Raw genomic sequence first — 19,552 nt, 5'->3', positions numbered from 1 at the left:
TTATCACTCCAAAGTTATTGGGAAGATAGCCCCAAGAATCATGGCACCTAAAATAGCGCCACCAGCTACAGGTTTTTTCCATGCATAGAAGATTGCTGCGCCAATAATTGATCCAATACCGATTGGAATCGATGCGCCACATGCTGATAAGACAATAAGTGGTCCTAAGAAACGGCCGGATTGGTTACCCGCACCCATCATGACATCAGAACCAAACGTAGAGTTTGCTTTTCCAACGGTAAACTTTTTCAAACCGATAACAATATAACCAACAAGTAACCCAAGAATGGCACCTGTGATAAGCGCAAGCGGAAAACTCGTTAGCGGTGCTACAAAGCCAGAACCAAGCATTAACGCCGGGACGCCAATACCAATACCTGTTTGTAAAGAACCACCGATATCTAATATCCCTACAAGCGAGCCTTCCAACACGCGGGCGAATAAAAAGCTTGCCCCGAAGGCTGCAGCTGCACCATAACCTCCGCCTTCCATCCCTGCTTGTAGCATAGCAACAATGGCTACGTCATTAAATGCACCAATATGATGAACATAATACATATGTGTTCCAGCGAAAATTCCCGATGATAAAAAGGCAACAAAAATTGGGAAGGACCAATCAGCAAACCAAAAGTTTTTCGTATTGATAGTTTCCATCTATTTTTTTCCTCCTCCACTAATTAGAGAATGTAAGTCTGTTAACCATGCAGGAACATCTAAATGAACAGCTTGGATTAAGTTCATATCGAATCCGCGGAAGAATCCACTTAAAACAAAGAGGACAATAACTGAACCTAATAACGTCTTTGTCACACGATTCCAACCGCTATCGTCTACACCTTTACCAATTAAAATCCCGAGAACAACACCTGGGACAGCGTTCCCCATAATCAAATGAGCAAGTCCACCAAAGATCGTCCCCCATGTTCCTGAACGTTTCCCTGCATCCAATGCTGCTAGCCAGAAAATAACAGGCATAACTGGATTAATTAACAGGTTCGCTGCAGGTACTAATACCTTAACGGCAATCGCTTGCATTGATTCTGGAATCGCTGCCGCCGTTGAATTTAAAAATCCAACAACGATCGCTCCCACAATTGTACCTACAATCGCCATTTTCTTAGGATTGTGAAGGGTATCCTCTACTCGTTTTCCTTTACGAATAAGAATAGCTGCTGCCCAGTTTGGGATAATCCTGTGATCCACATCTTGGGTAAATGCCCCTGCCCCTACGGATGAAGCCCATGCATTGAAGAAAAACCCTAGACCAAAGGAAAAGTGGGATACAGAGTCACCAGCGCAAGCATTTAATTCTCCTAGTGTTCGAAACGCCCCCATCCCTTGAACCTTTGGAGCGTGAAACATACGTGCGGCACCTGCACCGACACCAAAACCAACTAATCCGCCGATGATGATTGATTTCACTAATACGATTAGAAATTCCATAAATTCATCTCCTCTCTTACCTTTTCTTTTCAATAAATTGTATTTTGTCTGTATCTAGAATGAACAGGTCAACTTCAATATCCATCACTAACTTAAATTGGCTTCTTTTTCTTGGAAAAAGTAACATCATGAAGCGCTCGGTATACGTTTCTTCAATTGCTTCAACGACCTCAATTTGCACCGGCTCAATCCGGATAATCATCCCTTTAAGCTCAGCATTTACTTTTTTTTGAATTAATCCAAGTGCATTGGCGATGGCGTGTTCTTTTGTATTGCCTTTACCTTCGATACGGACTTTATGCTTTAATTTTTTATGCATCGAGTTATCCATTGACTTTAATGTATTCTTCAGTAATTCTTTTTCCTAACTCTTCGACATCCATAAAGCCAAAGCCCAACACCTTGACGCCATCACGGATTGCTGTGATTCCTTCATCAATTGAACGCATACCGTATCTTGCTTTATAACCATACTTTGATTGAGCTGTAATCGCCCCAGCACCACCACTGCCGCAAAATGAGATACCAATCGTTGCGTTATTTGCATTCATCTCGTCACCTAAACGCATATCTGCTCCAAAGCCACTTACGACAATTGCTTTTCCACCTGCAGCTTCGACGCCCTTTGCCACATTCTGTCCCTTTCCTAAACGATCACCGATTACTACTACAACTTGATTACTCATATTGACATCTCCCTTTGTTATGAATTTTGTTTGGCTACTTCAAAATGAATCGATAGTAAATAAATTTCATCTTCTTCTAAATTGGTAAGGAACTCTTTTATCTTTTTCGCAATCGTAAAAGATTGGGTTGAGATTTCGGAAAACAATGTCCGATCAATCGGTGCAAGCTGTTCCCCTGTTAAAGAGCGGTGTACCATCGCTGACAAATGGGATAACAACGACAATTTCTGTACATCTGTCATGGTTATTTGTTCCGCTTCGCACAGTATCTGGGAAAGCTCAAACACTTGTTCACACCGTTTACTATCTCCACTTTTCGCAAGTATGTTCTGCATTTCTTCGGTTATCTTTTCAGTATTCATTTGATTCAAAAACAACCTTTCCATCTCGAATTGTTAGCTGCGGAACTATCATTCTATCAACAACCATTCCCTCACCCTGCGAATCTATCAGTGTTTGACGTTGTTCCACAACTTTAAAGACCGTCACATCCGCTCTTGTACCAGGTTCGAGGCTTCCTTGCTCCGCTAGTCCTAATGCCTGTTTCGGCCTGCTCGTAACGGACGCAACGAGTTCTTCTAAGCTATAACCGATTGCAAGCAGTTTTGACATCGTGGTCATTAAACTACCAACTGGTTTGTCATAGTTGCCAATATAAATATCCGTACTTGTTGAGAAAGGATAGTGATAGTTTTCCTTAAACGCTTTCATGGTTTGATAAGAGAAACTCGATGTTCCATGACCGACATCAAACAAAACGCCTCGTTCAATCGCCTCCTGTGCTTCTTGAATGAGTGTCCCTTTCTCATTTAAGATGCCGCCCTTTTTCCCATGAAACGCATGGGTAACGATATCCCCTTTTTTCAATAGAGGCAGGACTTCGGTAATCTCAGGCGGGGCATTTCCAATATGGACCATGATTGGCAGATTCGATTCATCAGCTAGTTTCCGCGCATGTTCTAATGGCTTGATTCCATTATCTTTGACAACAGAAGCACTCATTCGCGCTTTTAGACCAACAATATTCTTCTCTTTTGCAAGAATCTCTGTTAACTCTTGGACTGACATTAAATCATTCATGTCCGCCAATTCAGATAATCCTTTGCAGAGCCCCTTCCTGGAAATATTGAGAAAAGATAGTACTTCTGTTTGGCTTGGCTGACTAATCATCTGTTTAAAATCTTGGAAATCCTCCAATCCCGAACTTCCAGCATCCACAATCGTCGTTACGCCTTGCTCAATTCCAACCCGGTCCGCGTTGATTCCGAGGGTTGTTTTAGTTTCAAACACATGGACATGCATATCAATAAATCCTGGTGCTACATAACTGCCTTCGACATCTATTTCAACAGGGTTTGTAAGTTCTGCTTCCACAAAGCTGACTATGTTCCCACCAACGATATAGACATCTTTTTTGACAAAGGTTTCCGTTTCTATGTCAAACACCCAGCCATTTTGTAAAATGGTTGTCTCACTCATCTCTTCATCACATCCAATCATTGAAAGTATGGTAATAGTGCGTTACGCTCTGTTTCATTTATAAAAATGTTATGACGCTGTAAAATTTCATTGATTTGGGTTAATATCGCTTCATCATGATGGTCTTTTGATTGATGGATAAATTGGTCGTATTGCTGATGAAAATAATAACGGTGAACCATTAAAAACAAATGGACTTGTAAACCCTTTTTTCGCTCCTCCGAAATTTTATCGGTTAATAATTCAAAAATTTCATAGGAGATTTCAAAGCCCTTGACAATAATTTCTTGGCTGATCATTTCATAGTCCTTGTTTGCTGAAGGCTCAATTTTTTCAATTGTAAAACACCCATCACTCACTTTATTCTTTAGTAGCTCATTGACCTTTTTCCGAATGATTTGGATACTTTCTTCAGTTGGAACCGGTTCGACCATGACCACTGGGATTTTTGATTTTTTAATCGGGAAGACACTAATAATCAAATCAATATCCTCGTTTTTACTGATTTCATCGACTTCTATCACTGAGCAATAGCTGGTGATGTTAATTTCGCCAATTTCCCGCTCCACCCGATTTTTAATCAACCGGGCAACCCCTCTTCCTGTTGAACATACATATAGAGCTCTGATTTTTGGTTTCTTATCAAACCCATTTTCATAAGAAACGAGGAAGTGTAGGGCGATAAAAGAAAGAAAAGAGTCATTAATGGCAGATGAATGTTTGCCAAACAGCTTTTCACATGCCTCTTTTATACTGACAAATAAGGATGTGTTATTTCGTTTTATTTCGTTTGTAAACGGATTAACTTCGGTTACGTACGTTTTATTTTTCTCAAATCGTAATGATAAATGGGTCAACAAATTATTTAGTAAGCGGGAGTCCTTATCATAAGGAACTTGCTCTTTTTGACTAACATAACGAATCATTTCCTCTGTCACCTTTAAGAGATTCAGTTCCTTGTCTTCTAATAAGAAATTGCGATGGACGTAGAGAAATTCATCCTCAAGCATCGGATAATCTAATTCCTGACAGAGTTGATTCATCACCTCAAAGATAAATTTCGAAGAGGTAGAGGAATGATGTTGACCCTTTTTTACTAAGCGATAGCTCCCAATTGTATATTCAGATTCAATTCTGACTAAGAATATAATCAGCCGCATAAGGATCGATAATACTTCCGCATTCGTAACATCTTTGAGTTCATCATCCGTTAGTACTTGGCGGATATGCCCAATCACATGATCAAATTCCTGATGAATCTCCTGAATGTACACACTTGTTGGATCATTGGACTCTTCCGATTTTATTTGTGAGATAATTCCATGGACATCAAAATGACTTAAGCTCTCTTGGATGACATGTTCGAAAAGCAACCGGATATGTATCTCATCGCCGACAAGCTTATATCCAATCCGCGGTTTTCGTTCTAGCGTAACCATCCACGGCTGGATGAAATCCTCTAAATAATTCAAATCACTGATCACCGTATTCCTGCTCACAAGTAAATGATCCGCAATCTGCGTCGTCGTTAAATACTCTTTGTGTGAAAAAAATAAATATAATATCTTCTCAATCCGGATGTTTTGATCAGGATATAAGGATGTACTTTTCATTTCCATTAATGCTTTATAGAGTTTCAGCCGCTCGTTCTCATCACTTTCAACCCAATAGCCTTTGTTTGACTGGGCGTGAAAAGGAACCCCTTGCTGTTGAAACCATTTTCGCACCTGGTCTAAATCGGATTTAATCGTCCTCGTACTTACATGAAACTCTGCAGATAAATCTTTTGTCCGAAGCGCTTTTTCAGCTTCCAGTAATTTCGTTACAATCTGAATTTCTCTCGCTGTTAACAAATTCTTCACCGCTTTATTCGTATTTATAAATACTGAGGACCCTTGATAAAAGTATAGTCCTCGTATGAAACCGTTTACAGTCCAAATTCATTCACCAATATTGGTGAAATATACTGACAATTCAAATGGTATGGAAAATTTTAAAATTTTAGCAAAAGAAAAAGGATTCGGTTAGACCGGATCCTTTTCTGATAAACTCTGGTAAACTTGCTTGTTGATTTCCGCTCCAATCAACAGAGTGCTAGATATCAACAGTGAGCTTTAACTTAGCATTCTGATAAATTCTTAATAATTGGCAGAATATCTTGGATACGATTGACCAATACATCCGCATCCTTGATTTCATTTTCATCCCCAAAGCCATATTCGCACCCAATCGTTGTGAGCTGGTTCAGGCTTCCTGCCTCTATATCGGAATGACGGTCACCCACCATGACACCCTTGTTTTTACTAGGGGAGGTTTGTAGTAGTTTGGCCACGAGTTCGGTTTTTGTTTTGGTCTCTTGGCCTCCGGCACTATAGAGTTCGACGAAATATGGCTGCAACGAAAATACCTCGATGACCTTATGAACATATTCTTTACTACCATTGCTAGCTATATACAGCGGGTACCCATCAGCGTGTAAAGATTTCAATGTTTCTTCCACATGATGAAATAGTTTCCCTGCCTTCGAGATGTATTCAAACTCTACATCAATTAAGATTTCTTTTGATTCTTCGATGATTTCCTCGCTGGCATTGGGTAATAGGATAGCAAAAATATCATCGGTCACCATCCCAAGAAATTGCTCATAGCTAGGAAAAAATTTAAATTCGAGTTGATTCGGATGGCGTTTCTCTAATAATTCTAACGTACGGGGAAAAGTTAGATTCGTTAGTTCTTTGCAATCAAATAAGGTACCATCTAAATCAAAAATGACTGGAAACTTATCAATATTCATTGGTATCACCTTTATCTATTTTAGTAACAAATTCACCTTTTTAGTTTTTATAAAGGGGTAAATTGTCCAAATCCAATTAAATTAATTTGTATTATGGACTAGGATACATTAAATTCGATTTTGATAATAGTTATCTTCTAATAATTTTACTATACATTCGTAATCTGCATCATAATGCATAAGCTATTAAAATTTAATAATAAAGTTTAGCCATTGACCACCATAACCGTCACATGATCGCATTTTACTTATACGCTTGTGTTTCACTGGAAAGATCTAAATCCCACCGTTCTTCCACTAATGTCGACCCAGTCCATTCATCGTTTGGTTTTTCTTCTGTTAATCTAAAATGATACTTTTGATAAAGGGAACGAGCTGTTTCTAAAATACTTACCGTCCATAGAAATACATGTTGATAGCCTTGTTCTTTACAGAAGTCGATAGCAGTCTCCATAAGCTTTTTACCTATACCCAACCCTTGGTACTTTTCATCTAAAACAAACCATCTTAGCTGGGCAGCTGTATGATTGGACTTAGTAATGGCAATCGAACCAACCATTTGACCATCTACTTCTGCAATCCAAAGTTCTCCTCCATCAGTATTGATCATAAATTCTGTTAAGCCCTTCATAACATAGTATTCAAACATTTCCCCAAATTGATAGGTGTTCTCGTACAACCTTCCATGTAGATGGGCCACGAAACCAACGTCTCCAGATTGGAACGTTCGAATGGACACGTTTAACTGAGGGAAAGGTTCTTTTGAGAAAATGGATTCTATCGTTTCCATTGAACGGATCAACTTGTTCAATTCACTGTTGGACATGGCTTCAATCATTTTGCCTACTTCACGATTTGAATTGTCAACCAAGCCATTTTGAATTTCCTTCCCATAGTCAGTAAGATAGAGTACGTATTGGCGTTTATCGTCTGACGATTGCTCTTTTAAAATGATTTTTTCTTCCTCAAATTTTTGTAGGATTCTGCTCATATACCCACGATCAATTCCGAGATTTTCTCTAACTTCGGTTGCTGTACAACCATTTCTACTATGAATTTCAGTGATCACACGTGCTTCTGTTAAAGGAAACGGTCGATTATAGATTTCTTGATCGATTTTACCTAGAACGTTTGCGTAATAACGATTAAATTTCCGAATTTTTTCTACATATTGATTGGTCTCCATCTTTTCCCCTCCGAAGTAGTCCGAAAATTAAAAATTAACTTCAGTATAGAACGTTTAGTTGACTCAGTCAACTAAACGTTCTAGCTACCCCGCAACTAGAAGAACAGTTTAAGAACCCCTTCAAATTTATGACAATGTTCGAGTATTCTCCCCGAGTTTCGATTGCAATCAAACGTTTGAATGCATTCATATATTGACTGTAGAGAAAATTCACTTGGTCAACACAAATAACCTCATCCTGAAAATTATTCAAAGTACCACAGGGACGGTTCTCTTGGCTCATAAAAACTCCTCGACTAGAAAAAGCCACCAGAACCGTCCCCATTCATTATGAAAAAGTTCAAAAACAAGGTCAGCCCCGGCTACTTCAAAGTAGTTGGGACTGACCCTAATACAGATATTATTATTATGGCAATTGCGTAAATGGATAGCGATCAATGTATTTTTGGTCTACCTGACTTTTGTTTACTCGTGTATAGTGCTGAGTTACATATCCATTTTCGTCTAGTACCATTCCATAATTATCTCTTTTCTTATATTTTAATGTAATAGACGTATTGGACTGGATAATAAAAATAATATTATCAGCCTGAACTTGGTTTCCTGAAAAAATAATCTGATTTAAATAGGTATCATGCTCGGTACCTGAACCGCCATATTCTGTCTGAAAGTCCATTCTCCAATATGTATCGCTTCCATATATAAAAAGATAACGATCATCATGTTGGGCATTGTCCTTGACCGGATCAGTCCGCTTCCAATAACCAACGAGGTTATTCATGGTTGCTACTCTTTTTGCATTAAGAGGAGCCTCCTCTGAATATCTACTATCTTCGTTTTGTGTAACAACACCGCTTTCTGGAAGACTCAAACTTACTGTAACCGGCTCACTTTCTACTCCACCTATAACCGCAACAACTTTAAAGGAATACTTTGATCCTCTGCTAATATTAGTGATATCCATGGTTCTCTCCGTTGTAGACATTGAATTTTGGGTTTCCCCACCCTCTGTCATCACAACTTCGAAACTTAAGTCTTCAATAGGTTGGTTGTCGTAATTCCAGCTTAGTTGTATACTTTGCAAATTATCGTTGTACTCCGCATGTAAATTCGTAACTTTATTAGGCTTAATGATGACTTTAACCGTTTTTTCAATTTCACCTGATGATACCGTAATGGTCGCTTCTCCATTTTTTAATGCTTTGATTTCACCAGTACTACTTACAATAGCAATCGTTTCATCAGATGAAGAATAGTTTAGTGCTACTTGTTCGTTTGAAGGAGTGGTTACAACAGTTGGTTTTAAAATATACGTTTGGCCAACAAACAAAGGAATTTCATCTTGCTCTAAAATAATGTCATCTAGCTTAGCATTAACATAAACGACTTTAGATTTGCTAATTCCACCAGCATTGGCGCTGATAGTTGCCTCACCTAGACCTACTGCCTTAACCTCGCCATTCTGATCGACCTCAGCTACACTAGGGTTACTTGATGAAAAAGTAATCTTGGGAGGCTCCGCTTTATCGTAATCCATCTTAAGCTGGGTAGTCATCTCAGTGGACTCACCAACTTCTAATTGTATACTTGATAATTCCACTTCGAATTTACTTACTTTCGGTGTAACGATTTGTATTTTCTCACTGGCTAAAACTTTATTCTCCCAAACTAACTTAATACTACTATTCCCTTCTTTCAAGCCAGTAAGCTGCCCATCCGAGTCAAGTTTTACTAGTTTAGGATCGGCTACCTCCAACCTAATATCCGGTTCTTTGGCATAATTGGGAAAATAGGAGAAGTATTTATGTACCTCAACTGTTTGACCAACAAATATCGTTTCATTCGATAGACCAATCTCAGTGTCTTGCATTAGTGGTTTCACTATGCCTGTTTTAAAAATAATAAATTGACCACCGATTAAAAGTACCATTAACAAAAGCACTAAAATGATCAACAATTTAATCCGAAATAAAAATCTCTCTCGGCTTTGATTATTCGGCAGGTGATAGCTATCATCTATCCTATTTGCCTTTTTCAGAAACCAATTCGCTTTGAGAAATTTCCCTTGATGATCATAAATAAGACCCTTTAGATAAATCGCTTTTGCATCTGCAGAATTTTGGTCAATGATTAACTCTATGGTTGATAGGCATTCCTCAAAATTCTTAGCCTTGTATAATAAGTCAGCCTTTTCGTGTAGAAGTCCAGAATGATTGGGGAACTTTTTCAAACCTGCTTCAATCCAATTCTTCGCTTCACTATCCTGCCTTAGCTGCAATTTAAGTTTTACAATCTCAATATATACCTCTACAGGTGTCCCAGAAAGGTTCGCTGCTCTTGCATAATTTGATACTGCTTCTCTAAGTAGCCCTTGGGCTTGAAAAATCTTAGCTCTCCCAACACAAGTATCAATATTCTCTCCATATTTATCATCTACTACAGAAATGCATTCAAGAGCATACGTATACTGTTTTTGCTCCCTAAATTCTTGTGCGCGATTTAGAAAATAATCTCTTGAATAGTTATTTGAATGATAGGTTTCTACCAAGACAGAAGGGATATGATTGGCAGATAGAATTTTAGTAAGTTCATTACTATATAAATTTAAATTTCTTTGAAGTAAAGCAAGAACTCGGTAAAAATCAGTTAAGGATAAATAAAAATAAAGTGCACTAATATGTTTTTTTATAAAATCTACACAGGTTGGATCCTGTCCAACGGCCTCATAAATCTTAATTTTTTCAAAGATATAGCTATTTTTTTTATTATGCGGCGCATATTTTATGGCAGTATCCATCTCTTGTATAGCAGCAGTATATTGGTGGCTTTTCAAAAAATCTTCTGCCCGTTTAACATATAAATTCGGGTCACGGTCCTCTACTTCTGATACGGTTTGACTTACAATTTTAAAAGCCATTTACTTTCATCCTTTGTATTCGAACTCCTGAACTAAATTTCCTTTTCTTTGAATTTCATCAAGAATTCGGTTGTCAATTTCATATACACTATCTTCAGCGATGATATCCGTCTTTACATAATGGGTATCAAGCGGGTTCTTCTTTGTATAAATAGTCGCCGTATTTCTTACCTTATCCATTACGCGGTCAATTTTAGAAATCGCTCTATGCATAGCTTGTCTAGCTTTATAGCCAAACACTTTTTCCACTGCATCTGCAGCCACTTGATTTAACCAATTACGGATATCATCCCAAAATGTAACAAATAAGGTGGTAGCTATTGATCCAGCTATTATCCATCCGATTGTAAAAGCTATTAAACTCATTATCTCTCCTCCTTAAATAAACATTTCCCTTGCTCTCAACGCTCTCTCACTAGAGGCATATGCGAATAAATTTTTAATTCGAAACGGAGCATATGGAAACTGCTCATCACTTTTAGTAGCTTCATATACTTGGTCGTGTAAATCATTGATTGCCTCCGCTTGTTTAATAAACTCAACAAGATTTGTATTTTCCGCTAAAAAAACACTATTCAACACACATTTCAAAATGGCCTGTGTAGCCGCCTGAAGGTCCTGCGATACCAGATAGCCAAAAGAATCCGCAGAGTAATTCGACAAGCGACTCCAACGATAAAAAATCACCTTTAAGGTCTCTTCCACAATTCCACCTGTAAATGGAATCAATCCTTTTCCATACATGTCAAGAGATTGATTGATAAGAGTGGTTAAATAAGTATCTTTAAAATAAATCTTCCCTGCTTCCCTCGCCAGTAAAAACTCTAGTTCCTTGTCAGTAAAATCATTAATGAGCGAGGCAGATAGTTCAATCCAAGTATGTTCCATCCCCTTGCTTTCAATAGCATAATAAAAGTCTTCATAGACAAATAAATCTGGCATTGCTAAATTTGTTAGCTTTTCAATCTTTTTGGCAATCTGATAGACTCTAGGGAATTGATGTTCCGTAACTCTTACCGTTTTCCCCAACAAATCTGGCCTTCTCTTTTTCTCTTCATAATGGATATAATGCTCTTCTACCTGCTCTTTAAATGTTAGGGCTTTTAATACTTCTTCCCGTGCCTTTGTTTCAAGGGTATGTGTAAATAAATATTGTTCGATAATCATAGTGAACCTCCATTCCTTAAAATGGGGCAATTCGATTGGAAATACGGTCCTTACTTCCGAGATAGGTCATATTTCTCCCAGTCTTAAACCCTGTGCTTAACGTTTGCCCTTGATTATTAATTCTAGATGTCATATTTCCTGATCTAAATGTCACGCCACCATTAGGTGAATGGAAGTATTGGCTCAAGCTTACTTTATTCTTTCCACTCCCAATGGTTGTCCTAAATGAAGATAACCCGTGGTCTTTGTTTTGAAAATTAGTTGTTGTCATTATTAGCACCACCTAAAAGTACTAAAATCTCTTTATGTACCATCGATTGACTAACGAGACCTAAAGTTTCATAAGCATTTATTAAATAATGCTGTACCTCGTGTTCCTCCGGCCTTTTTTCTGCTGCCTTCCTGAGAAATACAACCGCTTTTTCAGGTAGGTTATTTTTTAATAAAAGCAATCCGTAAACCTTATTAATTAAAAAATGGTCTAATGGATTTGGATGTTGAGCAAAGTACATTTCAAACAACTTAAATGACTCAATCTCTCTTTCCTCCTTGTAATGAGTAAGTGCTTCAAGACATAGTGAAAAGTCAATATTCAATGGTTGAATTAGTTGTTTAGAGAATTCTAAGCTCTGAAAACTATTGGAGGCAAGGAAGGCCATATGGATATGAATACTGTCCTTCTGATCCAAAAAATTTCCAACTTTTTGTTTGTGGTAATCATCTCTTTTATCAAATTGAAGTAGTTGTTCAATCTGTTGATCAATCTTTTTCGCTTCCTTTTTTAAACCTACGATCTTCATCCGAATGAAGCCGTTATCCAAGAATCCAGGCTCTTCAAGAATGTCGTATTCCTGATTGGAAAACTTTCTAATGGCAGATAGCTTTGCATTTTGATAGGAGTGAATAACTTTATTTAACAAGGATTCCACCTCTAGCCCGCTTAACGGAGATTTAATTCTTTCTTATATTGTTCTTCTGAGATAATTTCTGATTTTACTGTCATATGCTTCCCATCCGAGTACCTAGCTTTTATATAAGAATAGGCCTGTTCAAAGTCTTCAAGATAAATAGTTTCACCATTTCTCTCTAAGCAGTTAATCGCTGCATACAAAACAATATCCTTAATATCAGCACCAGTTACACCATCGAACTTTTCAGACAAAGTTTCTGAAGTAATACCTTTTTCTACCGGTAAACTCGCTGGTAAATGAGAGCTCCAAATGCGTTCCCTCCCCTTTTGATCCGGTAAAGTAAACTCAATGTTTGCAAAGATTCTTCGCTTAAAGGCTTGGTCATAATTTGTGATTAAATTCGTGGTAAAAATGACAATCCCGGTGAATCGTTCTAATTCCATTAGCATCACACTACGCGTAACGTTTACGCCGTAATCCGCGGATTGGCTGACATTCGTTAATCTCTTTCCAAGAAAGGAATCAGCTTCATCGAATATAAGAATGGCCCCATTTTCGGTTGCCTCTGCAAAACACTTCTTAATGTTTTTAGGTGTTTCCCCAACGAACTTTGATTCTAATTGGGCATAGTTGACATTCATCACTTTTTTACCTAAATGATGGGCAATTGCTTCTGCGGTCATACTTTTTCCGGTTCCAGGAGGCCCAAAAAAGTTGAGAATAATAGCCCTTCCACTTTTGATAATAGACCCTAGTCCCCACTCATTTCGTAATTTATCATTATATTTTTCTAGTATTAAAGAGGATAGAACTTGTTTCTTCGAATCATCAGGAAGGAACACCTCATCCAATGAATACCGTGGATCTGAAGCGGATATTGAAAAATCGGTTTTCTGTTGTTCTTTCATTCCACTATCTTTACCTTCTATTAACTGGTTAGAAATGGTAACGTGTGCTGGAATGGGATTGTATTTCGTGGCATTCATCATCAAAGCCTTTATGATTTCTTTTGAAGATTGAGTAATTATCTCTTCATCTAATAGAATTTCTTTTCCATCCAATTCACCATAATTAGCATGCAGATAATCTATTTGAACTTTTTGTTCCTTTACATTAAATACCTTGGTCAATTTTTTTGTTTGGATATTCTTAACCTGGCTGGAATCTTCTTTGCTGCGAAATAGAGCCATACTCTTCCTCCTCAAAAGACTAAGAAATAAGGGAATTTTCAGTAATATCAATGTGGTTATATTTTACCATACACAGACTAGTTTCAATATACTATGTCACTAGGAAAATTGGGCTAAAAAAAATATAACAGGGACGGTTCGTATAGTTTTCACCTAACCATACGAACCGTCCCTTTCGTCATTTTTCAACCATTCTCCCTAAAAGCTATACTAATTAATCGTTTAATTAAAACGAGCATAAACTCAGATTTATGGCTATTTTCATTACAAATAGGATAAAAAAATTTTCGGTCATTTTCCTTCTTATTCAACAAAATAGTAATACTTTTTCTTAAATGATGTAGAGTTTCAGCAATATTCAATAATATCGTGATTCTTATTTGAGAAATAGTAAGTTTCTGATATGTATATTTTAATAACCACGTCTTTCCTTAAGTAATTGAGATGCAGCCATTTTCTCCTTAGGTGAAACCCACGTACTCTTACTGTTCACTATTTCCATCAACTTCTCATCACTTTTTGATGATAGTCTATCTTTATGTGATTGAATTTCTTGAGATTGCTCATTCACATGATCTACAATACCTTTGCCCACTTTACCTACTGTATCCCAAAAACCCATTCTATTCTCTCCCTTACAATTAGTATTTTTTATGCCATTCAGAACAACTATTCCAAGCCTTCATATTAAATGATTTTTTAAAACAACTCTGTACTTCTTCTGGATCATATTCCATTACATTTCTCATTCCAACTCGAGGTTTAACATTTTGCCCACCTTTATAACCATTCCAATGTTCGCACATTGCACAAATTTTTGTGGTGGGAGAACAGTTTTTTATTTGCATTAAATCCCCCATCAAGAAGTTATTTTAGTAAAGACCAGAGAGCTTGAATAGAAGAATCATAGACAAAATGCATAATTCCTAATCCTATTAACGAAATGATAGATAATAACATTTCCCTTATTATAGGAACATGTTGTTTTGCTTCATTGAGATTACTGAAATGACCGGCATAACCAAGGAGAATCAATATAATTCCCCATAATCCCCAATTCATTATTAAGGAGCATATAATAAAACCTACAATGTAGATTATAAAAGTAGCTAAAAAACCTCGATTTGCGAAAGCTATTTTTTCTTCAAATTCTTTTCTAGCTTTCGCTTCTCTACGATATTTCACCCCTTCAATCCCCGCATATACTAAGAGCTTTGCTAAAAAACCTGATCCTGGCATTTTAATTTTCTTCTCCTTTTAAACTATTAGTAATTGATTCTAGTAACTAAAGATGGATACATTATCAACACTTTTTACATACCGTAAAACCACGCTTTTTCTTTGCACAAGATTTACAAACGAACTTATCGCAAGAAGTACAAGAGTCTAAATCAGATACAAAAAACTTCTTTCTACATTCACCGCACAAAGCATAACCATTCTCATCTAAGTGTTTCGAGTTCAATCCCATGGACCTCGCCTCCCATATATCACATTTTTAGGTATATTATACCATTTAACAACCCAATTATTGAACAGAAATAATAGTCTTCCACAAGAAACAAAAGGGGTACCCAAAATGGATACCCCTAAAGATAAATACATTTATTCATTAAATAGCCTTTTTGGCTATCCACAAATCACAAACTCACCACTTACTTTGCAGTCGCTAGAATCTCATCATACGACTGAACAATAATAAATTTATCTTTCAGTTCAAACTCTTTTCCCACACGATTGGCTTGCATGTTCATAACGGCACTCTTAGGGACGATATTATAGCGCGCTTTAAATGGAGCAGAAAAAATCAGTTCCATTCCCCTCTTCATTTGATCCTCTAAATCATGAGAACTAATCTTTAAACCCGAAGTATCAACAATCAAATAATACTCACTTAAGTCCTTCCCTGATAGGTTACTCTCCAATTCTGCCGAATAAGCGATACTTTCCTCCAAATTTAGTGAACCCTCTAGGGTGATCATAAATTGTCTTTCCTCATGATTAACATCAATTTTATACATACGATTCCCTCCATAGTTAACTTCGTTATAAAGTGTAATATATTACCTATTTACTAGATATAATAATCGTCTTTTCTTAACAAAACCTTAATACATTTATTAACAATTTTCGACAAAATCCTTAAACCGTAGATTTTCCAAATTAGCATTTATCATTACCCTTCATCCTCCTGAATTCTTGATGTATATCAAGGAAATGAAAGCCTCTTTTTGTAAAAATAAAAAATATAAAGAAAAAGGAGATTACACCCATGGAAATTTTTACGTTTGAGGATTTAAAGAAAATTGATAGACCCAGCTTAGGAAATATGATTCCCCTTGAATTATTTAGGACCATCCGATTAATTGGGATGTATCAAGGCTTACCGATGAATGGGAAAAATACGACTATGGCTGTAGGAAGAAAAATCGGTCAAAGCCTCCCCGTTCAAACCATCGAGGATGCGTTACATATTTTTAAGGAGCTAAAAATCGGCATTCCAACCATTATCCATGCTACAGAAAATGAGATTCATATTAAGATTGAAGATTGTTTCTGTAAAGGCCTTCCCATTCATGAAGGGAATATGACATGTGATTTAGAAGGGGCGATTTTAGAAGGCGCATTTTCCCTAATTTATGATAAAAAAGTGATTGTTCGTGAAGTGAAATGTAATGTTAATGGGGATGAGCATTGTGAATATATGATAAAAATACTTGGTTAGTGGATAAGAAGTTCTGGGGGATGGTTGTCCCGGAACTTCTTGATATTCTCTTATGTGCTATACTAATTAATCTTTGATTAAAATTATTCCCCCCACTACTCCCTCAAGGAACTACTTTCCAAAAAAACAAAAAATACCATTTCCCTATGAAATCACTTAACAATTTATTACATTTTCCGATATATATTTAATATTAAGTACAACTTTTAATGTTAAATCCAACCGACGGGGAGCTGCAGCTATGTTAAGCGAGTTTGATCAACAGTGTATAAGAGATATTCAAGCTATGACGGGCCTTAGTGAGAAGAAAGTTTCGAAATTATATGAAGCAAATGATTGCGATTTTGAAAAGACACTAAACGATATTAAAAACAAAATTAATTTAGGAATTATAGAAATAGTAGGTTCCAAGGCAAGCGGTTTAGTCTACGGAAATGTAAGTAATGCCAGTACTATATATGGGCAGGATCGATTTAATACTTCTAGAGGTCACGGCTTTGCAGCAGAAAGGGCTAATCACCTTTATGATAAAGTGACGGGCAAAAAGGTGGAATTCTTTGGTGAAGATATCGACCCAGCAACAGGTAGAATTATTAAAAATGGGGCGGACAGATCGGTTAATGGAGTTAATATACAAACCAAGTATTGTAGAAGTGGTAGTGAATGTATTAAGCAATGCTTCGAAAATGAGAATTTCAAATATTTTAATCCAGACGGATCGCCTATGCAAATTGAGGTTCCATCTGATAAGTATGATGCAGCTTTACAAGCTTTGAAGGAACGAATAAATAAGGGCCAAGTCAAGGGAGTTACGGATCCTAATGAAGCAGAAAATATCATTAGGAAAGGACATTTCACATACGAACAGGCTAAAAATATAGCAACGGCAGGTACAGTGGAGTCCATTACATTCGATTCTGTCAATGGTGCCATTATTGCAACGAATGCCTTTGGTTTAACAACTGTTTTAACCTTTGCCACATGTGTATGGAATGGTGAGGATTTTAACACAGCGATTAAAACAGCAACCTACTCAGGGCTAAAGGTCGGTGGAACCACTTTTGTTACGGCTGTTTTATCAAGCCAATTATCGAAAGCAGGATTAAACAGTGCCTTAGTTGGAAGTTCAGAAGCAATAGTGAACATCATGGGTCCTAAGGCATCAGCTTTGTTAGTGAATGCCTTTAGAAGTGGAACCAATATTTACGGGGCTGCAGCCATGAAAAGTGCAGCCAAATTATTAAGAGGGAATGCGATCACAGGTGCTGTTTCTGTTGCCGTTTTATCTTCAGTAGATGTCGTTAATATTTTTAGAGGAAGAATTTCAGGTGCTCAGTTATTTAAAAATGTGGCAAATACGGCTTCTACCGTTGCCGGTGGTACGGCTGGCTGGGTAGGTGGAGCTACTGCTGGTGCTGCCATAGGCTCAGTGATCCCCGGAATTGGTACGGCCGTTGGCGGTATAGTAGGAGGATTACTTGGCTCATTTGCTGGTGGAACTGCCGCAAATAAGGTGTCAAATAAGGTCCTAAGTGAATTTATTGAAGATGATGCAGATGAAATGGTTCGGATTATTGAAAAAGTCTTTACACAACTAGCAGAGGATTATTTGTTAAGTCAAAAGGAAGCAGAAAATATTATTGATTGCTTAAAAGATAAGTTAACTGGCTCCACCTTAAAAGAAATGTTTGCAAGTTCTGATAGAAAAGCTTTTGCACGGAATCTATTAATAAACCAAGTCGAAAGTGAAGTGAAGAAACGCGAGAAAATCTTTATACCTTCCCAAGAAGAAATGGGTCTAGCCTTAAAGAATGTTTTAGAAGAAATAGCAGACAATTCCGTGTTGGCGTAGATACCACAGGGACGGTTCTGGTGGCTTTAACTAATGCCACCAAAACCGTCCCCTTGGTTTTAAAATAGATAGAAAGGAATGACAGAAATGTACGATTCGGCCACCATACAAAAAGAGTCAGGCCATCACCGCGCAGCTATTATTCTATTCCCTATTATTCTTTTCTTAGGTTACTTTCATCCTGCCATAGCAGGAGTCGGGCTAGTGATATTCTTTCTAGTTACCTCTTTTCGGTTACTGAAAACCATGATTATTTATATGCTCATCTTAGGTGCCCTATCGGCGCTCATTCCGCCATTGGCACCCATTATATTCATCATTATGATTATCCTTTTTATTAAGCGGATCGGATTTGTCATTAAGAATTGGAAACCATTTGTGGCAGGTATTTTCATCTATGGGGCTGCTGGAGCCCTACTTGCAAAAATAAGTGCGGACCCTTACTCATGGTTGTCGTATCGGTTTTCCTCTGCCGTATTTACGGAAGCGGTAATCGTCGCTGTCATTGGATTCTTTGTATTGAGGAGTGTCTTAATCTGGCTGTACCAACAAGGATATACGAGTTCAACGGCACTCGGCATCATGGGAAGCGCTCCACTCATCATCATTTCATTTATTCTACCATTTCTAAAAATGCATATTGGAGGGGACTTCTTTGCCCATGACGCAGCGTTCACAGATAGTCATGTTGTGACGGGTGGCGATCATGTGGTACCAAACGGAGGCCATTCCTCCGATCCGGCCATAGCGAATGGATCAAATCTACAACATGTACAAGCCCATGTAAGGACCGCACCGGATGGGGATCCTACGAACAACTTATCCTATCATGGTCCGGATGCTAAGCCACCAAATATGCAAGACTTGGTTCAAGTCCATGACTATGTGAGAACGGCTCCTGACGGTATTGTAACCAATAACCTGTCTTACAACGGTGGGCAGAATATACCGGCAACCCCCTCAAATGTCCATGGAACGGAGGCAGAGGTTATTTTCCCTACTGTATTAGGTAAAGGCGGTACAGCAAGCAATCCTAGTAAAATAAATAAAGACCAGTTGAATAAAGTAACAGAAATTACTCAATCAAACCCTTCAGGACAAACGACTGTTGACCGGTTAGTCAGCCGGTTAACACATCCTAGTGAGGATAAAAACACCAATCAGCAACATTGATTAATCATGCATAAAATCAATCTTCGTCA

At 37.6% G+C, this 19,552-nt stretch carries 22 protein-coding genes; 3 read left to right on the top strand and 19 right to left on the bottom strand.

Annotation, left to right across the window (positions count from 1 at the left end):
- Positions 1-3 precede the first annotated feature (3 nt).
- The 19 genes from AC3A54_RS19620 to AC3A54_RS19530 all read right to left on the bottom strand — a co-directional run bounded on the left by AC3A54_RS19620 (position 4) and on the right by AC3A54_RS19530 (position 15,794).
- Positions 4-654, bottom strand: a complete 651-nt coding sequence (locus AC3A54_RS19620) for a DUF4310 family protein (RefSeq protein WP_487655828.1) — start codon at positions 652-654, stop codon at positions 4-6.
- On the bottom strand, positions 655-1,443 hold the full coding sequence (locus AC3A54_RS19615; protein WP_487655827.1) for a DUF4311 domain-containing protein: 789 nt from the start codon (positions 1,441-1,443) through the stop codon (positions 655-657).
- 16 nt (positions 1,444-1,459) lie between these two features.
- The gene (locus AC3A54_RS19610; protein WP_487655826.1) at positions 1,460-1,762 is read right to left on the bottom strand and encodes a DUF4312 family protein; all 303 of its coding nucleotides are present in this window, start codon (positions 1,760-1,762) and stop codon (positions 1,460-1,462) included.
- A 4-nt stretch (positions 1,763-1,766) separates the two neighbouring features.
- Positions 1,767-2,129 (bottom strand): SFCGS family glycine-rich protein, encoded by a 363-nt coding sequence (locus AC3A54_RS19605; RefSeq protein ID WP_487655825.1) that lies wholly within the window; start codon positions 2,127-2,129, stop codon positions 1,767-1,769.
- A gap of 17 nt (positions 2,130-2,146) precedes the next feature.
- Positions 2,147-2,491: a PRD domain-containing protein gene (locus tag AC3A54_RS19600; RefSeq protein ID WP_487655824.1), complete on the bottom strand. Its 345-nt coding sequence runs from the start codon at positions 2,489-2,491 to the stop codon at positions 2,147-2,149.
- Positions 2,481-3,608 carry an amidohydrolase/deacetylase family metallohydrolase gene (locus AC3A54_RS19595; RefSeq protein WP_487655823.1) on the bottom strand — a complete coding sequence of 376 codons (1,128 nt, stop codon included), beginning with the start codon at positions 3,606-3,608 and terminating at the stop codon, positions 2,481-2,483. The genes AC3A54_RS19600 and AC3A54_RS19595 overlap by 11 nt, the downstream gene beginning before the upstream one ends.
- Before the next feature lie 17 nt (positions 3,609-3,625).
- Positions 3,626-5,461 (bottom strand): BglG family transcription antiterminator, encoded by a 1,836-nt coding sequence (locus AC3A54_RS19590; protein ID WP_487655822.1) that lies wholly within the window; start codon positions 5,459-5,461, stop codon positions 3,626-3,628.
- A 266-nt stretch (positions 5,462-5,727) separates the two neighbouring features.
- Positions 5,728-6,402, bottom strand: coding sequence for an HAD family hydrolase (locus AC3A54_RS19585; RefSeq protein ID WP_487655821.1), 675 nt, complete (start codon positions 6,400-6,402; stop codon positions 5,728-5,730).
- A gap of 244 nt (positions 6,403-6,646) precedes the next feature.
- Positions 6,647-7,588 (bottom strand): bifunctional helix-turn-helix transcriptional regulator/GNAT family N-acetyltransferase, encoded by a 942-nt coding sequence (locus AC3A54_RS19580; RefSeq protein WP_487655820.1) that lies wholly within the window; start codon positions 7,586-7,588, stop codon positions 6,647-6,649.
- A gap of 406 nt (positions 7,589-7,994) precedes the next feature.
- Positions 7,995-10,505 (bottom strand): Ig-like domain-containing protein, encoded by a 2,511-nt coding sequence (locus AC3A54_RS19575; RefSeq protein ID WP_487655819.1) that lies wholly within the window; start codon positions 10,503-10,505, stop codon positions 7,995-7,997.
- Positions 10,506-10,511: 6 nt separating this feature from the next.
- Positions 10,512-10,871, bottom strand: a complete 360-nt coding sequence (locus AC3A54_RS19570) for a hypothetical protein (RefSeq protein WP_487655818.1) — start codon at positions 10,869-10,871, stop codon at positions 10,512-10,514.
- A 12-nt stretch (positions 10,872-10,883) separates the two neighbouring features.
- Complete coding sequence (locus AC3A54_RS19565) at positions 10,884-11,672, bottom strand: M48 family metallopeptidase (RefSeq protein WP_487655817.1); 789 nt, start codon at positions 11,670-11,672, stop codon at positions 10,884-10,886.
- Between the two features lie 16 nt (positions 11,673-11,688).
- A complete protein-coding gene (locus AC3A54_RS19560; protein ID WP_487655816.1) occupies positions 11,689-11,943 on the bottom strand; it encodes a hypothetical protein in 255 nt (84 codons plus the stop codon).
- Positions 11,930-12,592, bottom strand: coding sequence for a tetratricopeptide repeat protein (locus tag AC3A54_RS19555; RefSeq protein WP_487655815.1), 663 nt, complete (start codon positions 12,590-12,592; stop codon positions 11,930-11,932). Before AC3A54_RS19555 ends, AC3A54_RS19560 begins: the two co-directional genes overlap by 14 nt.
- 20 nt (positions 12,593-12,612) lie before the next feature.
- The gene (locus AC3A54_RS19550; RefSeq protein WP_487655814.1) at positions 12,613-13,773 is read right to left on the bottom strand and encodes an ATP-binding protein; all 1,161 of its coding nucleotides are present in this window, start codon (positions 13,771-13,773) and stop codon (positions 12,613-12,615) included.
- A 412-nt stretch (positions 13,774-14,185) separates the two neighbouring features.
- A complete protein-coding gene (locus tag AC3A54_RS19545; RefSeq protein WP_487655813.1) occupies positions 14,186-14,395 on the bottom strand; it encodes a hypothetical protein in 210 nt (69 codons plus the stop codon).
- A gap of 19 nt (positions 14,396-14,414) precedes the next feature.
- A complete protein-coding gene (locus tag AC3A54_RS19540; protein WP_487655812.1) occupies positions 14,415-14,621 on the bottom strand; it encodes a hypothetical protein in 207 nt (68 codons plus the stop codon).
- A gap of 19 nt (positions 14,622-14,640) precedes the next feature.
- Positions 14,641-15,012 (bottom strand): hypothetical protein, encoded by a 372-nt coding sequence (locus AC3A54_RS19535; RefSeq protein WP_487655811.1) that lies wholly within the window; start codon positions 15,010-15,012, stop codon positions 14,641-14,643.
- Positions 15,013-15,428: 416 nt separating this feature from the next.
- Complete coding sequence (locus AC3A54_RS19530) at positions 15,429-15,794, bottom strand: hypothetical protein (RefSeq protein ID WP_487655810.1); 366 nt, start codon at positions 15,792-15,794, stop codon at positions 15,429-15,431.
- 251 nt (positions 15,795-16,045) lie between these two features.
- Here AC3A54_RS19530 and AC3A54_RS19525 point away from each other — a divergent pair, with 251 nt between their 5' ends.
- The 3 genes from AC3A54_RS19525 (at position 16,046) to AC3A54_RS19515 (ending at position 19,523) form a co-directional block, all read left to right on the top strand.
- Positions 16,046-16,498: a V4R domain-containing protein gene (locus AC3A54_RS19525; RefSeq protein WP_487655809.1), complete on the top strand. Its 453-nt coding sequence runs from the start codon at positions 16,046-16,048 to the stop codon at positions 16,496-16,498.
- 241 nt (positions 16,499-16,739) lie between these two features.
- Positions 16,740-18,350, top strand: coding sequence for a hypothetical protein (locus AC3A54_RS19520; RefSeq protein ID WP_487655808.1), 1,611 nt, complete (start codon positions 16,740-16,742; stop codon positions 18,348-18,350).
- 87 nt (positions 18,351-18,437) lie between these two features.
- Positions 18,438-19,523: a hypothetical protein gene (locus AC3A54_RS19515; RefSeq protein ID WP_487655807.1), complete on the top strand. Its 1,086-nt coding sequence runs from the start codon at positions 18,438-18,440 to the stop codon at positions 19,521-19,523.
- Positions 19,524-19,552 lie beyond the last annotated feature (29 nt).

It is taken from the genome of Neobacillus sp. Soil_C_43 (genome assembly GCF_057656715.1).
Note: the sequence above shows the minus strand (reverse complement) of the source record. Positions and strands in the feature narration are given on the sequence as shown.